General features: G+C 49.6%; 19 protein-coding genes. 1 reads left to right on the top strand and 18 read right to left on the bottom strand.

What is annotated here, in order from left to right:
• Positions 1 to 11: 11 nt before the first annotated feature.
• From bacC to ACWJJS_RS01635, 4 genes are all read right to left on the bottom strand, one after another.
• Positions 12 to 773 carry a dihydroanticapsin 7-dehydrogenase gene (bacC, locus tag ACWJJS_RS01650; protein ID WP_128974137.1) on the bottom strand — a complete coding sequence of 254 codons (762 nt, stop codon included), beginning with the start codon at positions 771 to 773 and terminating at the stop codon, positions 12 to 14.
• Complete coding sequence (locus ACWJJS_RS01645; protein WP_003151000.1) at positions 770 to 1,480, bottom strand: cupin domain-containing protein; 711 nt, start codon at positions 1,478 to 1,480, stop codon at positions 770 to 772. Before ACWJJS_RS01645 ends, bacC begins: the two co-directional genes overlap by 4 nt.
• Complete coding sequence (locus ACWJJS_RS01640; protein ID WP_003150997.1) at positions 1,470 to 2,084, bottom strand: bacilysin biosynthesis protein BacA; 615 nt, start codon at positions 2,082 to 2,084, stop codon at positions 1,470 to 1,472. Before ACWJJS_RS01640 ends, ACWJJS_RS01645 begins: the two co-directional genes overlap by 11 nt.
• Before the next feature lie 161 nt (positions 2,085 to 2,245).
• The gene (locus tag ACWJJS_RS01635; protein ID WP_172615064.1) at positions 2,246 to 3,484 is read right to left on the bottom strand and encodes an MFS transporter; all 1,239 of its coding nucleotides are present in this window, start codon (positions 3,482 to 3,484) and stop codon (positions 2,246 to 2,248) included.
• 222 nt (positions 3,485 to 3,706) lie between these two features.
• On the opposite strand from ACWJJS_RS01635, the gene ACWJJS_RS01630 reads away from it, so the two are divergent.
• Positions 3,707 to 4,909 (top strand): multidrug effflux MFS transporter, encoded by a 1,203-nt coding sequence (locus ACWJJS_RS01630; protein ID WP_014306037.1) that lies wholly within the window; start codon positions 3,707 to 3,709, stop codon positions 4,907 to 4,909.
• Positions 4,910 to 4,941: 32 nt separating this feature from the next.
• Here the strand turns inward: ACWJJS_RS01630 and ACWJJS_RS01625 are convergent, their stop codons facing one another.
• The 14 genes from ACWJJS_RS01625 to ACWJJS_RS01560 form a co-directional block, all read right to left on the bottom strand.
• On the bottom strand, positions 4,942 to 6,360 hold the full coding sequence (locus ACWJJS_RS01625) for an amino acid permease (protein WP_094247410.1): 1,419 nt from the start codon (positions 6,358 to 6,360) through the stop codon (positions 4,942 to 4,944).
• Positions 6,361 to 6,384: 24 nt separating this feature from the next.
• Positions 6,385 to 8,067, bottom strand: coding sequence for a M20 family metallopeptidase (locus tag ACWJJS_RS01620; protein WP_071392439.1), 1,683 nt, complete (start codon positions 8,065 to 8,067; stop codon positions 6,385 to 6,387).
• A gap of 70 nt (positions 8,068 to 8,137) precedes the next feature.
• Positions 8,138 to 9,685: an L-glutamate gamma-semialdehyde dehydrogenase gene (pruA, locus tag ACWJJS_RS01615; protein WP_003150992.1), complete on the bottom strand. Its 1,548-nt coding sequence runs from the start codon at positions 9,683 to 9,685 to the stop codon at positions 8,138 to 8,140.
• A 197-nt stretch (positions 9,686 to 9,882) separates the two neighbouring features.
• Complete coding sequence (locus ACWJJS_RS01610) at positions 9,883 to 11,169, bottom strand: Glu/Leu/Phe/Val family dehydrogenase (RefSeq protein ID WP_015387545.1); 1,287 nt, start codon at positions 11,167 to 11,169, stop codon at positions 9,883 to 9,885.
• Positions 11,170 to 11,353: 184 nt separating this feature from the next.
• The gene (gene bslB, locus ACWJJS_RS01605; protein ID WP_454023262.1) at positions 11,354 to 11,815 is read right to left on the bottom strand and encodes a biofilm surface layer hydrophobin BslB; all 462 of its coding nucleotides are present in this window, start codon (positions 11,813 to 11,815) and stop codon (positions 11,354 to 11,356) included.
• A gap of 216 nt (positions 11,816 to 12,031) precedes the next feature.
• Entirely contained in the window at positions 12,032 to 12,487 is a 456-nt protein-coding gene (locus tag ACWJJS_RS01600; RefSeq protein ID WP_003150986.1) for a dTDP-4-dehydrorhamnose 3,5-epimerase family protein, read from the bottom strand.
• Positions 12,484 to 13,332 carry a dTDP-4-dehydrorhamnose reductase gene (gene rfbD / locus ACWJJS_RS01595; RefSeq protein ID WP_146283962.1) on the bottom strand — a complete coding sequence of 283 codons (849 nt, stop codon included), beginning with the start codon at positions 13,330 to 13,332 and terminating at the stop codon, positions 12,484 to 12,486. The genes ACWJJS_RS01600 and rfbD overlap by 4 nt, the downstream gene beginning before the upstream one ends.
• A gap of 20 nt (positions 13,333 to 13,352) precedes the next feature.
• A complete protein-coding gene (gene rfbB / locus ACWJJS_RS01590; protein WP_454023261.1) occupies positions 13,353 to 14,300 on the bottom strand; it encodes a dTDP-glucose 4,6-dehydratase in 948 nt (315 codons plus the stop codon).
• 2 nt (positions 14,301 to 14,302) lie between these two features.
• On the bottom strand, positions 14,303 to 15,040 hold the full coding sequence (locus ACWJJS_RS01585; RefSeq protein WP_017418672.1) for a sugar phosphate nucleotidyltransferase: 738 nt from the start codon (positions 15,038 to 15,040) through the stop codon (positions 14,303 to 14,305).
• Positions 15,041 to 15,067: 27 nt separating this feature from the next.
• Positions 15,068 to 16,072 carry a PseG/SpsG family protein gene (locus ACWJJS_RS01580; RefSeq protein WP_454023260.1) on the bottom strand — a complete coding sequence of 335 codons (1,005 nt, stop codon included), beginning with the start codon at positions 16,070 to 16,072 and terminating at the stop codon, positions 15,068 to 15,070.
• Position 16,073: 1 nt separating this feature from the next.
• On the bottom strand, positions 16,074 to 16,814 hold the full coding sequence (locus ACWJJS_RS01575) for a cytidylyltransferase domain-containing protein (protein WP_167860625.1): 741 nt from the start codon (positions 16,812 to 16,814) through the stop codon (positions 16,074 to 16,076).
• Positions 16,807 to 17,928 carry an N-acetylneuraminate synthase family protein gene (locus ACWJJS_RS01570; RefSeq protein ID WP_454023259.1) on the bottom strand — a complete coding sequence of 374 codons (1,122 nt, stop codon included), beginning with the start codon at positions 17,926 to 17,928 and terminating at the stop codon, positions 16,807 to 16,809. Before ACWJJS_RS01570 ends, ACWJJS_RS01575 begins: the two co-directional genes overlap by 8 nt.
• The gene (locus tag ACWJJS_RS01565) at positions 17,928 to 18,791 is read right to left on the bottom strand and encodes a GNAT family N-acetyltransferase (protein ID WP_102422054.1); all 864 of its coding nucleotides are present in this window, start codon (positions 18,789 to 18,791) and stop codon (positions 17,928 to 17,930) included. Before ACWJJS_RS01565 ends, ACWJJS_RS01570 begins: the two co-directional genes overlap by 1 nt.
• The gene (locus ACWJJS_RS01560) at positions 18,792 to 19,961 is read right to left on the bottom strand and encodes a DegT/DnrJ/EryC1/StrS family aminotransferase (RefSeq protein ID WP_454023258.1); all 1,170 of its coding nucleotides are present in this window, start codon (positions 19,959 to 19,961) and stop codon (positions 18,792 to 18,794) included.
• Positions 19,962 to 19,969: the final 8 nt, after the last annotated feature.

The raw sequence follows: 19,969 nt of genomic DNA, 5'->3' as shown, positions 1-19,969 counted from the left end.
ACACTCCTTCTCTATTGTGCGGTGTATCCACCGTCTGCGGTGATCGCGCTTCCGGTCATATAGCTTGATAAATCCGAAGCGAGAAACAGCATGACGTTCGCTATTTCTTCAGGCTTGCCGAGTCTCAGCAGCGGATTGACTTTCGCTTTTTCTTTTTTGATTTCTTCAAGCGTGCCTTCGTTGTTTTCAAGGAACGACTTTTCATTCAAAGGTGTGTCAATGATTCCCGGGCACACGCAATTGACGCGGATGTTGTGTTTGGCGTAATCGACGGCCATCGAACGCGTCAGCTGCAGTACGCCGCCTTTAGAGGCGTTATACGCGGGAATGTCGGGCCATGCGACGACTCCTCCGACGGAGCACGTGTTAATGATATTGCCCTTGCCGCTTTTGAGCATATACTTGAGCGCGTGCTTGCTCATAAGAAACATGCCCGTCAAATTGACGTTGAGCACTTTGTCCCAATCGCTCAGCTCCATCTCATGAATCGGGGCGACAATTTCGATGCCGGCGTTATTGATTAACACATCCAATCCGCCGAACTTATCAACCGCTGACCGGATGGCATTTTGACATGCCGGTTCATCTGTAATATCCGTCCGGACAAAATGCAGCCTGTCATTGTTTTCTTTCCGGATCATCGCTTCTCCCTGCGTCTCATCAATATCCGCGACGACCACATTTGCCTCTTGATTCAGAAACGCCTGAACCGCGGCATAACCGATGCCTGATGCGCCCCCTGTGATGAGGACGGTTTTATCCGTCAGGTTCATGACTCTTTCGCCTCTAATTTTTTCGCTTTTGCTCTGTTATAGCGCGGAGGGAAAAAGATATTGACTGATTTTGAATCTTTTTCAAATCTGTTGATGGCGCCGTGATCTTCTCTCGGATCGCAGAAATAAGCTGTGCCGAATGTCATATCCACTTTGCAGCCTTCAATGGTCATATCATAGCCGCCGCCGATGCAGATGCCGATCTGTTCATTGCGGTGTTTATGGAACGGCATTTCTCCTCCGTTTCCCGGAATGTTGGCAAGCATGATTTCCACCCAGTCTTCCACGAAGAACGTGACTTCCATCCCAGGCAATAAGTCTCTTGTTTTAAAAATATTCAAAAAATAATCCTCAGGGCTTGTATAGGTTTCACCGGCTTTCAGGCGTTTAATATCAATGGCGATCACTTCTTGATCCGTCTCATTTCTTGCGCCGTGAGGCACGTTAGGAGGCGCGATATAGGCTGATTCCAGCGCTGTCATCTTTCTTGTGACATCTCCGACAGTCATGGACAGCTCGCCGGAAACGACAAGGCCGATTTGGACTTCCTTATGCTGATGCGGTTCCACGTTTGTATGCGGCGGAACGTAAGAAAGCAGAACTTCCGTATCGCCTCTGACGGACGAATATTGTCTTACTCCGTTATCCCATTCTATTAATTTAGGCGTCGGGAAATAAAGTTCCTGCAAATCTTGTTCAGTTTTCATCATGAATCTCTCCTTTTCCGAATAATGACCAGCTCATGGGAATGCTTTTAAATGTTTTGACAAAGTGAAGGCCGTACTTTTGTCTGGCCAGCTCATTTGTCAGCGCGATGTCGGACAAACCGTCCTTCACTCTTTTCGCGGCTGCGCTCGTTGAGTTCACCAGATCAAACGTGACATCTTTACGGGTAAAATACTTAATCAAATTGATAGGAGACGGGTGGGATACGATGACAGTCTTATCAAGCATGTCATCCGTATACTCAAAACCGGGCCGGACAGCCAGGCCGTACATCGGGGTGTCGCACCTGAAAATTTGCAGAAGCTGCAGATCCGGTCTCATGTAGAAGTGCTTAATGCCGTCATACGCGTGAGGCACAATTGTGTATTCCAGCGGACTTTGAAGCGTTTTTTCAATGCACGATTCAAATGTATCATGCAGTGATAATTTGCTGTTCACCCCTTGGAGAAGGGTGAAATTGGTGATGAAGTTTTTTGCTGCGTACTCACTGCTTGTCCCTTCAGGACCGAGCGTGTTGATCGTAATCAGTTTAGATATTGAATAAGCCTTGCTTTTTGTTTGAATGCTATTATCCAATATAATCATGAGCACCAACCAATCTGTTAAATTTTAAGTAAATATTATCCATAGACGTTCAAGCTGTCAATATTATTTGAAAATATTGATAATTATTCCTATATATTAGAAAACACCTTATGATATAAGGTGTTAAAAATTAACATTTACAAAATTATAGAAACTTTATTTTACCGATACAATGATTGGTCGGTCTTATGCTCATATTTTCCATACCTTCTGTATGCGAAAACGCTGAGGACAAAGCCGATGAGGGTGACGGCCGCACAGATAAATCCGACAGCTGCATATCCGTATCCGACATAGACCGGACCCATGACAGCAGAACCCAAGGTGACGGCCAAATTGGACGCCAGACTGTAAAATGCCATGATTTTGCCCCGACGGCTCTGTGAGCAATCACTTAAAATAGTGCTGAGCAAGGTCACCGTCAGGCTTTGCATCAATCCCCAGACGAATAACCCGATGACCAAAAACGGCATTGATGACGGCGCATAGGCGAGACAGGAAAGCCATATGCTGATCACGGCCAATGCCGCGATCAAAGAGCGCATTTTCCCCGCCTTATCTGCGATTTTTCCGGTGAACACGCTCATGGAAAAACCGATTCCGTACACCATGATCAGCAGCCCTGAAGCTGTATTCCCACCCGGCAGCACGCGGTGAAGATATGTGCCGAGAAAGGAATACATGCCGTAAAAACCGATCATGTTGCAAAAAGTGATCGTGAGGTATACAGGGACACGGGGCACCTTCAGCGCGTCCCGGAAAGTGCCTGCCTGCCGTCCGTTTTCCTCTTCTGTTTTATCCCCATCCGCCGTGCTGCGGCGCGCCTCAATGAAAATGAGCGAAGCAACGAGGACAGACATCAGGGCGAAAATCCAAAACGTCCACCGCCAATTCAAAACGCCGCCGATAAAAGAGCCGATCGGAACACCGAAAATCAAAGCGAGCGACCAGCTTGACACGATCAGACCCATCACCTTGCCGCGGTACGCATAAGGCACACGGTCGCCGACCACCGCGTATGCTGTCGGCACAAACGCACCCGCCGCAAGCCCGGAAAGCGCCCTGCCCAGAAAGAAGAAAAAGAGATTGTGCGCCAGCGCGCAGATCACCGTGCCGGCCGTAAATATAAGCAGTCCCGCCAGCAGACTGAGTTCCCGGGAATATTTATCTCCCAACGGAACGAGAAGCGGCGCCCCGATAAAAATCATCACTCCGTAAATACTGATGGAAAGCGCCAGCACACTGACATCCGAACTGAAAGCCTGCGCTAAATCCGGAAGCAGCGGAGAAATCACCAGCTCTTCAGAACCCGCGGCAAATACGCCTAATGTCAAAGCAAGCGCGAGACAGACCGGAAATCGGCGTTTCGTTTCGATGTGATCGGTTTGTTTGCTGTTCATGCTCTTTGAACACCTCTTCCGTAAAACTTTTCTACCTTTTGTTGTTTTATAGTTTAGCATCCTTATATTTCATTTTACATTTCAAATGAAAACTAATTCTGATTTTTTATTTACATTCAGATTTTAAATAAAATATTTAGTTTATATTCAATAAATGATATAAAATACACCGTCTGGTTATGCTATAGTGATAGAATCATTTGTTAAGGTGGGGGTCATGAAATGAATAACGCTGATTCAAAGGCCGCCCGCGCAGGCCTCGGCATGGTACTGATTCTCGGGACGCTCGCTTCATTCGGGCCGCTTTCGCTCGATATGTATCTGCCCGCTTTGCCTGAAGTGGCGGCCGATCTTCATACGACAGCGTCACTTGCGCAGCTGAGCCTGACGTTTTGTCTTTTGGGGCTGGCGGTCGGGCAGATCGTTGTCGGGCCGCTCAGTGATATGATCGGGCGCCGGAAGCCGCTGATTCTGTCATTGCTGCTTTATACGCTGTCTTCTTTATTATGCGCCTTCAGCCCTTCTGTTTCGTTTTTAATTGTCATGAGGTTTATTCAAGGATTCACCGGGGCGGCCGGAATCGTCATCGCACGGGCTTCCGCACGCGATATGTATTCCGGAAAAGAATTGACGGCTTTTTTCTCATTACTGATGCTCGTCAATGGGGCGGCGCCGATTTTAGCGCCGATTACAGGGGGATTTATCCTTCAGTTCGCCGGCTGGAAAATCGTATTTATCGTGCTGGCGGTGATCGGCTGTATCATTTCTGCCGCCGTGCTTACGGCGTTGCCTGAATCACTCCCGCCGGAAAAGCGGACAAGCGGCGGACTCCGGGAGACGCTGATGACGTTTCGCGGCCTGCTTGGCGACCGGATGTTTATGGGATTTGCGCTCAGCCAGGCATTTGTGATGACCGGCATGTTCGCATATATTGCCGGGTCGCCGTTTGTACTGCAAAACATCTACGGCGTATCGGCCCAAATGTTCAGCCTGCTGTTCGCCGTAAACGGTGCGGGAATCATATGCGCCACCCAAATCACCGGACGGATGGCCAAAACACATGATGAACGGAAGCTGTTTGTCTCCGGTCTGATGATTGCCGTCATCGGGAGCATCGCTTTGCTTTTATCACTTGCGTTTGGTTTAGGCCTGGCGGCGGTCTGCATTTCTTTATTCATCATTGTTTCTTCTGTCGGGATCGTCACGACGACGGGATTTTCTTTGGCTATGCAGAAACAGGAGAAAGGCGCGGGAAGCGCTGCGGCTCTTCTCGGACTCCTGCCCTTTATCGGCGGTGCGGCAGCCGCTCCCCTTGTCGGTATTGCCGGAGAAGAAAATGCCTGGCCGATGGCCGTCAGCATTTTCGGTTTTCAGTTCTGTGCCGTTCTATCCTATGTTCTGTCGGCCAAACGAAACACAAAGTAAAGCCCGCCGCTTTAAGCGGAGGGCTTTTTTTCTTATCCGGCAGCGCCTTTTTCCGAAGAAGCCGGCTCACGCTTCAGGCGTTTTTTGATACCGAAGTGATAATACGCGTAACAGATGATCATCAGCGGGACGCCGCAGTACAGACCGATACGCTGGTCGGGGATAAAGATGAGACTGATTAAGATAAGACCGTAAACCGAAAATCCGAGAATCGGCACAATCGGATAAAGAGGCGTTTTAAATGCCAGGTCCTTCAGATTTCCTCCTTCAGCGAGAAAGCGTCTCCGGAAAACGAATTGTGAAGCGCAGATTGACATCCACGCGACGACGGTAATCATACCGGAGATGGAAATGAGCCACACATACACCGTTTCAGCCGCGACTACACTTGTCAGCAGGGATAAACCGGAGATGGCGATGGTGATGGAAAGAGCTTTCAGAGGCACGCCTTTTTTCGTCAGTTTCGTTAAGGAAGCGGGGCCCATCTTAGTTTTTGATAGGGACCACATCATTCTGGACGAAGCGTACAGCCCGGAATTCGCCACCGACAGCATGGCGGTCAGAATGACAAAGTTCATGATATCAGCCGCATAAGGAACGCCGATTTTATCCAGCACAGCCACAAACGGGCTTTCGATGACGCCTGCCGTTTGATACGGCAAAATGGACACGAGAACAAACATCGCCAGCACGAAGAAAAACAGCGTCCGCCATATGACGTTTCGGATCGAGCGGGGAAGCGTCTTTTCCGGATTTTCGCTTTCTCCCGAGGCGATTCCGACCAGTTCGGTACCCTGGAATGAAAAATTCACCATGACAAGGGTAAACAGCACGGCTTGGGCACCGTTCGGGAAAAGCCCTTTGTCCGTCGTAAAGTTTGACAGATACGGAGCCGTCTGCCCGCCGTTAAAACCGACAAAGCCGAATACCGCAGCGCAGCCGAGAATAATAAACAATACAATGGCCATGACCTTAATGCTGGAAAACCAAAATTCCATTTCCGCAAAACTCCGTGCAGACAGCGCGTTAATGGAAAAAATGACGACGCCGAATACCAGGCACCACACCCAAATCGGAACGGCCGGAAACCATCGCTGCATTAAAATCCCCGCCGACGTCAGCTCAAGCCCCACTGTATTGGCCCAGCTGAATGCGTACATCCATCCGATCGTAAATCCCGTCGACGGCCCGAGAAACTTTGCGGCATACGCCTGAAATGATCCTGCGACCGGCATAGCGACCGCGAGCTCCCCCAAACAAAGCATCACCAGATACATTAAAAATCCGCCGATCACATAAGCCAATATCGCGCCGATCGGCCCCGCTTCACTGATCGTAAAACCGGAGCCCAGAAAAAGCCCCGTCCCGATCACGCCGCCGAGGGCGATCATAAACAAATGCCGGCCCTTCATCGTGCGCTGCAATTCATTTTGATTGGTATCTCCCTGCATATACATCCCCCTTATTCCGTTATGTCAGCCATTTGTGCGTATGTCTAATCGGTAGCTGTGCAAAAGGTGCATTGTCGTCTGCTGAATGAGTTCCGGCAGCACATGGAATGTGTACGGTTTGTACACGCGTTCCGTCCATTTATGGCCGTCCTTTCCGTATACCCCTATATTGACCGACGGAATATTCAATTCCCTGATTTCTTTAAAAGGAATCGTCCCGATGACATCCCAGCCCGGAAAATTATCGGTAAAGGCGGAGACCTCCTCGTCTGTTTCATGCAGCGATAAAAAGCTTCCGTCCGCTAAATAAGGGAAAAACTTTTTAAAGACGAATGTTTCTCCGGTTGATGCCGCTGTTTTATCGACCGCTTCTTGAATGACATGCTGCAAAAGCCGGTCCCGTGTGCTTTCTTCCTTCAGATAATTGTGCGGAAGATAAGGCGGCGCATAGAAAATAATGACTTTGGCTCCCTGCTCAGGATCGAGTTTTTGCAGTTCTTCGACGGCTTTAAAACATCTCATCCGCAGTTCAAGATGTTCATATGTTTTAAATGCCTGCCCGATACACTGTGCAGGGTCTATCCCGCGGCTTCTCAGCCTTTTCAGGTAATCTTCCAGACTGTACACTTGAACGTTCCATGACATCTCTTTTTTCGGCAGGCTCGTTCTCTCACAGTATTCGTCATAATAATCAGATAATTTTTGTTCTGTCTCTTTGCAGGCTTCGTCAGCCACGGCGGTCAGCTGATCCATGACTTCTTTGGCGGTTTTCTCGTAAATAAAATAATTAAAATAGACATAGCTGCTGACGGCGGTCTGCACGTTATACGCTTCCTTATTGTCACGCTGGTAGAGGCAGGTCGGCGGAAGCACAAGCTCCCCTTCAATGTTTTCCGCCATATGAATATTGTTGTGAATTCTTCTGGTGATTTCTGACGCGATCAAATTCGGATCGATGCCGGACAGCGTATCTCCGACATGCACCTCCCGCCCGTAAATCGCAAAGCAAGGCAAAAGCTTCCCTGCCGCACCCGTGTATATGTACCTTGTCGTGTCACCCTCATACAGCGGCGTGATGAAGTCATTGTTAATCGCTGCTAAATAACGAAGCTGCTTTTCTTGTTTCAGCCGTTTTAATTCAGAAATGCTGGTTAAAATGCCGGAATGCTGGCTTTCTTCATCCGGGTTTGCCATGAACAGAATATGGCCCGGCAGCTGATCGCGCCGTTCAGAAAAGTGAAGCAGATTGGCGAGATGAACGGCAATACCGCTCTGCATATCAACCGAACCCCTTCCGAACATCCACTCGCCTGAGCGGGCGTCCCGCTGCACATCCCGATCAAATTCATAGTTTGAGAAATATTCCGCGAGACGGTCGGAATCAAAAGCGATATCTTTTAAAGGGCCGAAATCCTCGATGCCGACCGTATCAAGATGAGCGTGATAAATGACCGTATTCAGGCTTTCGCCGTTTCCCTCAATAAATGCGAAAATATTTTTGCGGCCGTAAGGGTCCTCAGGAATCGCCTGCTCCCACACATGTGACGGATTCTCCTGAAAGTAGGGAAAGCTCTTGATCATATCTTTGATATAGTCGGCTTTTTTTCCTTCTCCCAATGTGCCGTTGATGCTGTTTAAGGCCACTAGTGATTTCGTAATGGCTTCTATTTTCTCCTCCGGAAGCATTTTGCTGAGCTGCTGATACATATTCCATCCTCCTTACCCTCATATAGAGAAAATAGCGCGACTCTTTTTTCATCGCGCTATTTCCGAAAGATTAATAGGCTTCAGACGTTGTTTTTGCCTGCATATGAAGAATCAGATAGTCAGGTCCTCCGGCTTTCGAATCGGTTCCTGACATATTGAAGCCGCCGAACGGCTGGTATCCGACAATCGCTCCCGTACAGCCGCGGTTGAAGTATAGATTTCCGACGTGAAAATCTTCGCGGGCGCGTTCAATGTGCGCGCGGGTTTTCGATAACAGAGCGCCCGTCAGTCCGTAATCGGTATTATTGGCAATCTCAAGCATATGGTCGAAATCACGGGCTTTTGAGATCGCGACGACAGGCCCGAAAATTTCCTCCTGCATCAGGCGGGCGTTTTCATCAACATCCGCAAAAATGGTCGGCTGAATAAAGTATCCTTTTGAATCATCACCTTCGCCTCCCGTCAGGAGTTTTCCTTCTGTTTTGCCGATTTCGATATAACTCATGACTTTATTATAAGATGCTTCGTGGATGACTGGCCCCATGTATGTATCAAAATCTTCCGGACTTCCGACGGTGAGTGATTTTGTTAAAGCGACGGCTTTTTCAACAACTTCATCATAGACGTCCTGATGAATGACCGCACGCGAACCGGCTGAACATTTTTGGCCTGAGAATCCGAAGGCGGAATACACGATTGAGGAAGCGGCAAGATCAAGATCAGCATCTCTGTCTACAAGCACCGTATCTTTCCCTCCCATTTCGGCAATGACCCGTTTCAGCCACTTTTGGCCCGGCTGTACTTTTGCGGCGCGTTCATAGATGCGGCATCCGACCGCGCGGGAGCCTGTAAACGACACAAATCTCGTCTTCGGATGCTCAACCAGATAGTCGCCGATTTCTCCTCCGTCGCCCGGTATGAATTGGAGCACGCCGTCCGGCAGGCCCGCTTCTTTCATCACTTCTACGAATTTCGCCGCCACGACAGGCGCCGCATCCGCCGGTTTCAGAAGTATCGTGTTGCCTGTTACGATGGCTGCCGCCGCCGTTCCCGCCATGATCGCAAGCGGGAAGTTGAATGGAGAAATGACGATTCCCACCCCAAGCGGCTCATAGTGATACTGATTATATTCTCCGTCACGGCTCTTTACAGGAGAACCGTCTTTCAGTTTCAGCATCTGACGGGCGTAATACTCTAAAAAGTCGATCGCTTCCGCCGTATCCGCATCCGCTTCCTTCCACGGTTTTCCCGCTTCTTTCACCAGGTACGCGGAGAATTCGTGCTTTCTTCTGCGGATGATCGCCGCCGCTTTAAACAGCACATTCGCGCGGTGTTCCGGCCGTACTTTTTTCCATGTTTGAAATGCCTGCAGCGCAGCCTGCATGGCCTTTTCCGCAAGTTCTTTTCCGGCTGCCGATACAGAACCGATCACTTCTTTTTTATCTGCCGGATTGACGGAAATGATCTTTTTATCCGTTTCAATCGCTTCACCGTTGATGATAAGCGGATAATGCTTGCCGAGCTGTGAATTCACATAAGCCAGCGCTTCCTGAAACGATTGTTTATTTGTCTCTTCCTGAAAATTTGTAAATGGTTCGTGTGCGTATGAAACTGTCATTAGAATTCCTCCCCGTATTTTGTAATGTGTGCTCACGCTTAATAAAGATGCAAGAAGCATACCAGCATAGCAATTTGTGATAAAAAAAGATAATCTTTGCCGAAAGCTTGTCCGAATCTGTCAGCTGCAATCTGAAAACGCAAAGAAATTTTGCGATCCGCTATATAACTGATGCAAAATCTCTTTGCGGATAACACTTATACCCAGCCGCGGAACCGGGCCGCTTCAGCCGACTTTCTGATACCTGTCATATAGGCGGCCAAACGCATATCGACTTTGTGGGTATGCGCTGTCTGATAAATGGATTCAAACGAATTCACCATGACGCTGCGCAGTTTTCCGGCGACTTCCTCTTCAGACCAGTAAAAGCCTTGATTATTTTGCACCCATTCAAAATAAGACACCGTCACGCCGCCGGCGCTTGCCAAAATATCCGGCACGAGAAGCACGCCTCTTTCATTCAGGATTTTCGTGGCGTCTATCGTTGTCGGGCCGTTCGCCGCCTCCACAATGATTGAGGCTTTAATGTGATGGGCGTTTTCAGCCGTTATCTGATTGGAGATTGCGGCAGGCACGAGAATATCACAGTCCTTTTCCAGCAGCTCCCGGTTCGTTATGACATCAGAGAAGAGATTCGTCACCGTACCGAAGCTGTCCCGCTTATCCAGCAGGTAATCAATGTCAAGGCCGTCAGGGTCATACAAAGCCCCGTGGGCGTCTGAGATGCCGATCACCTTGGCGCCGGCGTCATGCATAAATTTAGCGAGAAAGCTCCCCGCATTTCCGAACCCCTGAATGATGATCCGCGCATTTTCCAATGGAATCCCTTTTTTCTTAACGGCTTCCTCAATACAAATCGTGACGCCTTGCGCGGTCGCCGTTTCCCGACCCTGTGAACCGCCGAGAACAATCGGTTTGCCCGTAATGAATCCCGGTGAATCAAATTCTCTCAGGCGGCTGTATTCGTCCATCATCCATGCCATAATCTGCGAGTTGGTATATACGTCGGGAGCCGGAATATCCTTTGTCGGGCCGACGATCTGGCTGATCGCGCGCACATATCCGCGGCTCAGCCGTTCCAGCTCTCCGAATGACATCGTCCGCGGATCACAGATGATGCCGCCTTTTCCGCCCCCGTAAGGAAGATTTGTGATGCCGCATTTTAAAGTCATCCAGATGGAAAGCGCCTTAACCTCTTCTTCACTGACTTCCGGATGAAACCGCACGCCCCCTTTTGTCGGGCCGACTGCGTCATTATGCTGTGAGCGGTAGCCTGTGAAAACCTGTACTGAACCATTGTCCATTTTGACGGGGATGCGTACGGTCAATAGCCGCATCGGCTCTTTCATCAGTTCATACATATTGTCAGGATAGCCCAGTTTGCGCAGGGCCTCTTTTATGATCGATTGTGTGGACAAGAACAAATTAAGAACTTCTTTTTCTTCATCTTTCTGAGTGCTTTTAGAAAGCGGGTTGGCTGACATGTTTTATCACCTCATCGTATTTTACGTGTAAGCTTCAATTACCGGCAGAACGAAATGTAAGCGCTTTTACACCAAAACCCATCAATCCCTTTCACATTGTCGTTACACCCCTTTTTATATGCAAGATTCATGCCAGGATTTTGCGCATCAAAAAAGAGGCTGTTGTCAGCCTCTTTCATCCCAATTAACGCGGGTCAATAACCAGCTTTGTTTCGGCATAGAGACTGCCGGCCCCCAAACCGTTTACGTAATCGCCTTTAATTGTATACGTGCCCGCGCGCGGAAGGTTTTTACGCACCAGGACGAGATTATATTCAGACGCGCCCAATAAGTCAAGGGTAAGCGGAAGTCTGACCGTTTTTCCGTAGTTGAGAATTTGCATTTCTTTCAGTGTTCTTCCGTTTACAGAGTCCCTCACAGTGGCGTTGAACCCGTCAGGAAATTGAAATTCAACGGCCCCGACGGCAAGCAGCGCATTCGGCTTGTATGTGACTTCAATATCAGACGTCGCGTATTCTTTCGTACTATTGACGGTTTTCGCTTCAATAACGGCAGATTGGGCGTTCGCATGAAAAGATGGCAAGAACACAGCTGAAAATACCGCAGCACTGATGAGAAAGGCAGAAAATGATTTTCTTTTTAACATCATGAATTCCTCCAGATCATATAGGATTCAGAGCGTCCTCTGCCGGAAAAGCGTGTCTGATGATTCCATTCGCGAATTGGGTTTCTCTTTTCCTGAGAATAATCTACCACCTTTATCCATGGAAGTAAATTATTTTTTAGAATATTCAATCATTTATTTTTCGCGAGATGAATCAGCACAAAAAAACGAAGACATCCGCTGTCTTCGTCTTGTGCGCTACCGGTGAGCCGTCTGCCAGTCAAATCCGATGGTGTCATCATTCCACGGGATTCTTTTTTCGTCAGGCTGATCCGGATTGTAGGACATTGTCGTGAAATAAATAATGGTCAGCGGGGTTTCGCCCAGCACTCTGTACCCGTGTGCGACGCCTTTGGGAATGAGAAGGAGCATCGGATTGTCTTCTCCCATGTAGTAGACATCCGTTTCTCCCTTGGTTGCCGACTCTTCGCGAAGGTCATGCAGCACGACCTGGGCGTGGCCCGTCGGGAAAAACCACAGGTCATCCTGTTTCTCATGATAGTGAAACGCTTTAATGACGCCGGGATAGCTTTTGGACCAGGAAGCCTGCCCGAAACGCTCTAAGAGATGTTCATCGTCACGGACGAGTTCTGAGAAAAAACCCCGGTCATCGCTGTGTTTGATCAGCTTTTTAATTTTTACGCCTTCGATCACTTGCACTGTCCCTCCCTTTGTAAATAATCCTGCAGCGCTTCCCGCCAATGCCTCATGCCGAGCCCCTGCCGTTCAATCGACTCAAGGCTCAACACCGAGTAAGCGGGGCGCGGCGTCTCATTTCCGTATTCCTCCGTCGTGACGGGCAGCACGGCGGCGGTTCTGCCGCTTTCTTCAAAAATAGCCTTGGCAAATTCATACCAGCTGCACATTCCGCTGTTTGCGGCGTGGTACAAGCCCGGCGGCTTGTCAAACAGACCGATCACCGTTTCGGCTAAATCCTTTGTGTACGTCGGTGCGCCGACTTGATCGTTAACGACACGAACCTGATCATGTGTATCCGCAAGTTTCAGCATCGTATTGACAAAGTTGTGCCCGCCGCTGCCGTACACCCACGACGTTCTGATAATGGTGTGGTTTTTTCCCGTTAACCGGATCAGTTCTTCGCCGAGTTTTTTGCTTTTTCCGTAAATCGTGCCCGGATCTGCGGGATCATCGGTCTGGTATGGCCGTGTTCCTTTGCCGCTGAAGACATAATCGGTGCTGATGTGAATGAATTTCGCGCCGGTGTTTTCAGCCTCAAGCGCGGCATAATAAGCGCCGATTCCGTTTATTAAATACGCTTTGTCGAGCTCCGTTTCACATTTGTCAACGGAGGTGTATGCCGCCGTATTGACGACGATATCCGGCTTGTAATGGCTGAACGAGTGCCGCACCGAACGCTGGTCGGATATGTTCATCATCGCTTTTGTCAAGGCAATCACTTCATACCCTTCCCGCTTCAGCTGGCGGCATAACTCCCGCCCCAGCTGACCGGCCGCTCCGGTTACTAATACCTTCGTCAATCGGATCCCCTTCTTTCCGATTAGTCTTGGCTGTCTGTATACCAGCGAATGGTTCTTCTCATTCCTTCTTCAAATGTGACGTCCTGCCGCCATCCCAGCTCATTTTTCAGCTTTGAAGCATTGATGGCGTAACGGCGGTCATGCCCTTTTCTGTCTTCGACATGAGCAAACCGTTCCTCGACACCGAGCTCCTTCATGATAAATGACGCAAGCTCTTTATTCGTCCGTTCATTTCCTCCGCCGATATTGTAAATTTCGCCTAGTGTTCCTTTTTCCAGCACGAGCTTAATGGCGCGGCAATGATCTTCGGCAAACAGCCAGTCTCTGATCTGCATCCCGTCGCCGTACAGCGGAACCGGCGTACCGTTTACGGCATGCCTGATAATGGTCGGAATCATTTTCTCGTGGTGCTGGTACGGCCCGTAATTGTTGCTGCATCTCGTAATGATGGCAGGAAGCTTATGGGTTTTCACATAAGACATGACAAGCAGGTCTGAGCTTGCCTTGCTGGCGGAATACGGATTGTTCGGAGAAAGCGGCGTCGTCTCTGTAAAAGCGGGATCATCCGGCGCCAAATCTCCGTACACCTCATCTGTGGAAATGTGAATCAGCCTGCCGGCTTTTCCCTGTAACACCGCGTCCGCCAGTCGGTATGTGCCCATCACATTTGTTGTGATGAACGGCTCTGCCTGATTTATGCTTCTGTCCACATGGGATTCAGCCGCAAAATGAATGACAGCGTCATACATTTGGGAAAAGACTTTGTCAATGTCCTCTTTTTCAGAAATGTCACCTTTGATAAAACGGAAACGGCCGTTCTTTTTTAAGGCTTCTATTTCAAGCGGCCTGCTTGCATACGTGAGATTATCCAGGACGGTAATCTGCACATCTGTTTCTTTCAGCATCATCTTTGTGAAGGTAAGGCCGATAAATCCGGCGCCCCCTGTAATTAAATATGATTTTGGCATGATTAATGCTCCTGTCCTTTCTGTAATGCCTGATGCGCCAGGCTTCCGGCGAGATAGAGCGATTCATGCGTGCCCGCATCCACCCACCAGCCCGTTAACACATCATACGTCAGCTCACTGTGTTCAATGTATAAATTATTGACATCCGTAATTTCCAGTTCGCCGCGTTTTGAAGGAGAAATTTGTTCAATATAAGAAAACACTTCTGCGTCGTACATGTAGATCCCCGTGACGCATAGTCTGGTCGGCGGCTGCACCGGCTTTTCAATGATCGACTTGATCCGTTTGTTTTCCTCATCAATCTCGGCGATGCCGAAGCGCTCCGGATCGTCAACTTCTTTCAGCAGCACTTTCGCTCCTTTTCCCTGCTTTGCGAAACGCTCCGTATAAGGTTTTAATGAATCTTCAAAAATATTATCTCCCAAAAGCAGAACGAACGGATCGCGCCCGGTAAACCGCTTTGCGTATGATAAACCGTCGGAAATGCCGGATGCGGCTGGCTGAACCTGATATGTGATTGAGACGCCGAGCTCTTCTCCGGTTTCGAGAAGTTTATGAAATTGCGGAATATATTCTTTTTGCGTAATCAGCAAGATATCCGTAATCCCCGCTTCTTCCAGCTTCATGATCGACCAGTAAATCATCGGATATGGACCGACAGGGAGTAAATGCTTATTGACCGCTTTTGTCAGCGGCATAAGGCGTGAGCCGGTGCCTCCGGCTAAGATAACACCTTTCACATGAACACTTCCTTACGTGTGGTTTTATCACAAATCATAAAGAATCGCCGCCGCCCGTTTGATGCCCCTGCCGTCAACCAGCGGCTTTCCGTTCTGATGAAGCCCGAGCCGTCTCGGATAATCAGCAGCCAGCTCAGACATATGCCGAGCGAGCACGCCCGCCGCGGTGTGTTCTCCCAGGCCGAGATGAACGGCGGCCTCTCGTGCGGCGAATTTTTCAGCCGTCACGGTTTGATGCTCCACTTGAGAAAGTACAATGCAGGGCACACCTGTACAAATGGTCTCATATAAAGTGATCCCGCCGGACACGACGGCCATATCAGCCCCCGTGAGAAGCGCGGCCATGTCATTTGTCTGCATTACCATCTCGGCATAAGGCATTTGTGTGATCAGCGCGCGCACGTCATCAGCATGTGGCGCGGCGCCGCCCATGACGATGATCACTCGTTTCCGCTGAATGCCGGGGATGCGGCGGCATGCTTCCATCACTTTAAAGACAAGCTTCTTCGGGTCGCTTCCTCCTAATGAGACCAATATGGTCCGGCATTCTTTATTCAGCTGATAAAGCTGTTTGGCTTTTTCAAAACCCGGATGAAGAATCATATAATCCGGGCCTTCATATACCGCGGCGCTGCCCATTTGAACCGTCCGGCTTTTCAGCCCGCCGTAAATGCCGTTTATAACGGCATCGCATAAATGAATGACATGTTCCCTCTTTTCTTCAAATAAGACGATACGAGCCGATGAATGCTTTTTGATTTCCTCCAGCCAGTCACACGGCATATCGAGCAGATCGAATATGAGAAGGTCGGGAGCCCGCCTGTTTATTTCCCGGACAATAAATTCCTTCTGTCCCTTGTCAGGCTTGATGATCACTTCCCATTGATCAGATGACAGATAAGAAGAAGCCTCTTTATTTGTGTAGAACGTTATTGAGCAATTGTTCTTAATGGCACCGGCAAGCAGCTTCATCCGAACCGCGTGCCCCATGCCGATGTCACGGCCCCCGTCCGCGAAAATCAAAACCCGCACGCTAATCAGCCTCTTTTTGCCGGATCATTTGATTAATGGCCCTGAGCTCCGGATCACGATTCAGCAGATGGATCAATTCTTTTGCCGGAATATCAGGACGCGAGCCCGCTTTTACGTACAGCTCGCGGGCCAGCCTGTAGTCCTCTTCTGTATCGACGGTCATCCGCAAGTGAGGAGCCCGGAGTTCCTGCGGGGGCTCAGGAAAGAGAAGCCGGTACCTCTCAGGAGATTCTCTTATTAAAAGGGTGACATGCTCCTGATATTTGTCCGCCAGCGTTTTGTCGGCATTGATGTCCGTTAAAAGGCGCGCGTTTACCGCTTCGCCGCCGATCCCGAGCGGTGTACCGCAGATATACGTGTAGTCTGCGTGCTGATCTAAATGCGATTGAATCAGAAAATCAAGCAGCGAAGGGTCGACAAACGGGTTATCCCCCGTCAGTCTGACTGCGATGTCCGGTTTTACTTGTTCGATGACTTGTGCAAACCGGTCAAGCACACGCTGTTCGCTGCCACGGTGCACACGGTAGCGGTTGCTGAGGCAGTGCGCAGAAAGAATGTCGTCGGTCTTGCTGTCAGACACGGCGACGATCAGATTATCCCGTGATTGATCGTAAAACGCGCTTTGCCGAACCCTTTTGACAATCATATCGAGGATCGTATACCCGCCGATCGGTTTCAGCACTTTGCCGGGAAGACGCCCGCTTCCCATCCGCGCCTGAATGATAAACAAAATGTCAGTCATCATATGGGCTGCCTTTCGTCAAAAGGTCATCCCAAGTGATGCCCGTGTCGGCGGGGATATCCCTGACCGCACGCGCGCCGTCAGTTAAAAGCTCAAAATATCTCGGGTGAAGCCCCTGCGGTTTTTGGCCGGGACGAAGGACGGCAAGGTTTCCCGCCGTAAAACATTCGCCTTTTTGAATCGGCGCTGTTGAAAAAATGCCTCTGTAAGCGAACCTTCTGATATCCCCTTCAATCGGTGTCGTCGTTTTATGGGAACTTCCCGACAGCACTTCCGGCACCGGAGCGTGATGCCCCTGCCGCAGCTCCGCTTCAACTGAGCGGATCGCCGCAACCATTTCTTTTAATTCATCCGGATTGAGGGCGAAGGAGTGATCAGCACCGGGCAGGTTTTTATCGATCGTAAAATGCTTTTCAATCAGTTTCGCTCCGAGCCTGACAGCCGCGCACGGCACATCATACGGATGGGCGCTGTGATCGGAGAAACCGATCACTGCATCCGGGAATGCGGCGGCAAGCATGGGAATGACGCTCAGATTGCTGTATTCAGGCGGCGCGGGATATTTCGCCACACAATGCATGATCGCAATTTCTTTGTTCCCCTCGCCGGTAATGGTTTGATAAGCCTCCTGAATATCTGAAATATCAGCGCCCGCGGTGGAGAAGATAATCGGGGTCTTCAGCCCCGCGACATATTTCAATAACGGCAGATGGTTCAGCTCGTAGGAGGCGATTTTAAAGGCTGAAGGGGAAGTCGCATACAGTAAGTCGGCAGAGCCTTCGTCACATACCGTGCTTAAAAACAGCACGCCTTTTTTCTTACAATATTCAATAAGCGGTTCAATCCACTCAGCGGGCATTTCCATTGATTGCACCAAAGAAAAAATAGAGACGTTTTCTCCCGCAGCTGTTTTGTATAAGCCGGGGTCTTTCTGATACATTTTGTCAGCCTGAAACATTTGGAACTTTACCGCGTCCGCGCCGGCCTCACTGGCCGCATCTATCAATTCAAACGCCTGGCTCAGTTTTCCGTCATGATTAATTCCGGCTTCGGCGATGATGAATACGGGCGAACCTTCGCCGATTGACTTCGTTCCGATTTTGCATGATGCCATCAGTCCGCCTCCTTCCCGGGCCACACATGATAGTAGTAATAGGACGCATCCGCTTTAAATCCCATTCTTTCATACAGGCGGACGGCTCTTACATTGTGGAGCTGCGTTCCCGCTGATACAGTCTTATGCTGAAAACGCAATGATTGTTCAATCACGTGCGCCGCTAAATGGTATCCCGCTCCTTTTCCTTCAAAGCCCGGCTTTACCGCCATCAGATCAAGGACGAATTCATCGCCTTTAGACAGCCCCTGAACAAAGCCCGCGGTCTCTCCCTTATATTTGGCGAGGAATTGTAACGAAGCTCTTCCTTCCGCGTTATTCCGCGCCCACTCTTCAAACAGGCGGTTTGCACTTTTATAACTGAGATGGGGGTCTTGATAATACCTGCTTTTTGTAAAGGCGTCGCGGGCCAGCCGGCTGATCGCTTCCGTGTCACCGGGTCCGGCTTCTGTAATCTCAAACGGCGGCGTGCTGTTATATACACGCACCGGACTGACGAGCTTGAGAAGACTCCCTACAAAATAAGCGTTCGGAAGCTGCTGCACGACCTGCATCGCGCCGATATCTTCAGCCGGTATTTTAATAAATATAAAATCAGTGCCGTCCGCCCGCCTTGCCGCGTAAAATTCCTGAAACAGCCTTTTGAGCTGTCCGGTGCTGTTTGCGGCTGCAAGCTTCACATTGATGATATTTTTTCGGAACAATTGACTTTCCCACGAAGAGTTTTCATATAAAATCACGCCTTGAAGGCTGTTTTCTTCCAATAAACAGAGCGACGATTCATAGGCTTCCGGCTGAATGCCCTTCTGATGCAGGAAGGCATGAATCATGTCCTGCGCAAGATTTTCCCTCAGTCTGTACACCTAATCAGCCCCTTTGACGATATCCGTAACTGCCACAATGACGTATTCAACGTCATCATCTGTCATTGACGGATAAAGAGGGAGTGATACGGTGCGGTGATAATACGCGGCCGCGGCCGGAAAATCAGTTTCCTTATATCCGTACGTTTTTTGATAATACGGATGGAACGGAACCGGAATAAAATGAACACTTGTGCCGATATTATATTGGTCTTTCAAAGCGGAAATCAGATCGTTCCGGCTGATCCCGGCCTCCTGCTCCTCTATTTGAAGAACATACAGATGCCATGCATGCCGCCCGTCATCACTGACATGCGGGATGGTCAGCCCTTTCATGTGTCTGAAGGCGTCCTGGTAGCGGCTTGCAATGTCAGCCCTTCTTTGCTGCATGCTGTCAATCCGTTTCAGCTGATGAAGCCCAAGCGCTGCCTGAAGATCAAACATATTCATTTTATAGCCGGGTGTTTCGACCTCGTAGTACCAGCTTCCGTTTGAAGAATAGCGGTTCCACGCGCCTTTGCTCATGCCGTGAAGGCTGAGCACCCTGATCTGATCGGCAAGCCCGTCATCGTCCGTCGTCAGCATGCCGCCTTCACCGGTTGCCAGATTTTTTGTCGCGTAGAAGCTGAATGCCGTCGCATCACCGATTGATCCGATCATTTTCTGTTTATAAGTGGTATACACGGCATGTGCGGCATCCTCTAAGACAAATAACTGATGCTTTTCGGCAATGGCCAGAATCTGATCCATATCACACGACTGGCCGGCGAAATGAACGGGTACAATCGCTTTTGTCCGCGGGGTGACGGCCGCCTCAATTTTTTCAGGGTCTGCATTCAGCGTAAGCGGATCGATGTCAACAAACACCGGAACGGCGCCTGTGTGCACGATTGTATTGGCTGTTGAACTGAACGTCACGGCAGACGTGATGACCTCGTCACCGGGACCGATCCCTTTCGCTTTCAGGGCCAAAAACAAAGCGGCGGTACATGAGTTCAGCGCGATCGCGTGCTTTGCCCCCGTCCAGGCGGCAAAGGCTTTTTCAAACGCCTCTACTTTCGGTCCCTTTGAAAGCCAGCCCGATTCAAGCGTATCAATAACCTCCTGAATTTCGTCCTTCCCGATCATGGGCAATGAATAGGGAAGAAAAGCTGATCTTTTTTGCACCATTTTTTTGC

The sequence above is a fragment of the Bacillus sp. JK106 genome (assembly GCF_053663355.1).
The sequence above is the reverse complement of the archived record's forward strand: the minus strand, read 5'-3'. Positions and strand labels throughout refer to the sequence as shown.

Coding starts and splice junctions, on each gene's coding strand:
- bacC (WP_128974137.1), bottom strand. CDS start 773: ATGAACCTGACGGATAAAACCGTCCTCATCACAGGGGGCGCATCAGGC.
- ACWJJS_RS01575 (WP_167860625.1), bottom strand. CDS start 16,814: ATGACTGACATTTTGTTTATCATTCAGGCGCGGATGGGAAGCGGGCGT.
- bslB (WP_454023262.1), bottom strand. CDS start 11,815: ATGTTAAAAAGAAAATCATTTTCTGCCTTTCTCATCAGTGCTGCGGTA.
- ACWJJS_RS01610 (WP_015387545.1), bottom strand. CDS start 11,169: ATGTCAGCCAACCCGCTTTCTAAAAGCACTCAGAAAGATGAAGAAAAA.
- ACWJJS_RS01630 (WP_014306037.1), top strand. CDS start 3,707: ATGAATAACGCTGATTCAAAGGCCGCCCGCGCAGGCCTCGGCATGGTA.
- ACWJJS_RS01620 (WP_071392439.1), bottom strand. CDS start 8,067: ATGTATCAGCAGCTCAGCAAAATGCTTCCGGAGGAGAAAATAGAAGCC.
- rfbB (WP_454023261.1), bottom strand. CDS start 14,300: ATGCCAAAATCATATTTAATTACAGGGGGCGCCGGATTTATCGGCCTT.
- ACWJJS_RS01560 (WP_454023258.1), bottom strand. CDS start 19,961: ATGGTGCAAAAAAGATCAGCTTTTCTTCCCTATTCATTGCCCATGATC.
- ACWJJS_RS01625 (WP_094247410.1), bottom strand. CDS start 6,360: ATGCAGGGAGATACCAATCAAAATGAATTGCAGCGCACGATGAAGGGC.
- ACWJJS_RS01645 (WP_003151000.1), bottom strand. CDS start 1,480: ATGAAAACTGAACAAGATTTGCAGGAACTTTATTTCCCGACGCCTAAA.
- ACWJJS_RS01640 (WP_003150997.1), bottom strand. CDS start 2,084: ATGATTATATTGGATAATAGCATTCAAACAAAAAGCAAGGCTTATTCA.
- pruA (WP_003150992.1), bottom strand. CDS start 9,685: ATGACAGTTTCATACGCACACGAACCATTTACAAATTTTCAGGAAGAG.
- ACWJJS_RS01570 (WP_454023259.1), bottom strand. CDS start 17,928: ATGGCATCATGCAAAATCGGAACGAAGTCAATCGGCGAAGGTTCGCCC.
- ACWJJS_RS01635 (WP_172615064.1), bottom strand. CDS start 3,484: ATGAACAGCAAACAAACCGATCACATCGAAACGAAACGCCGATTTCCG.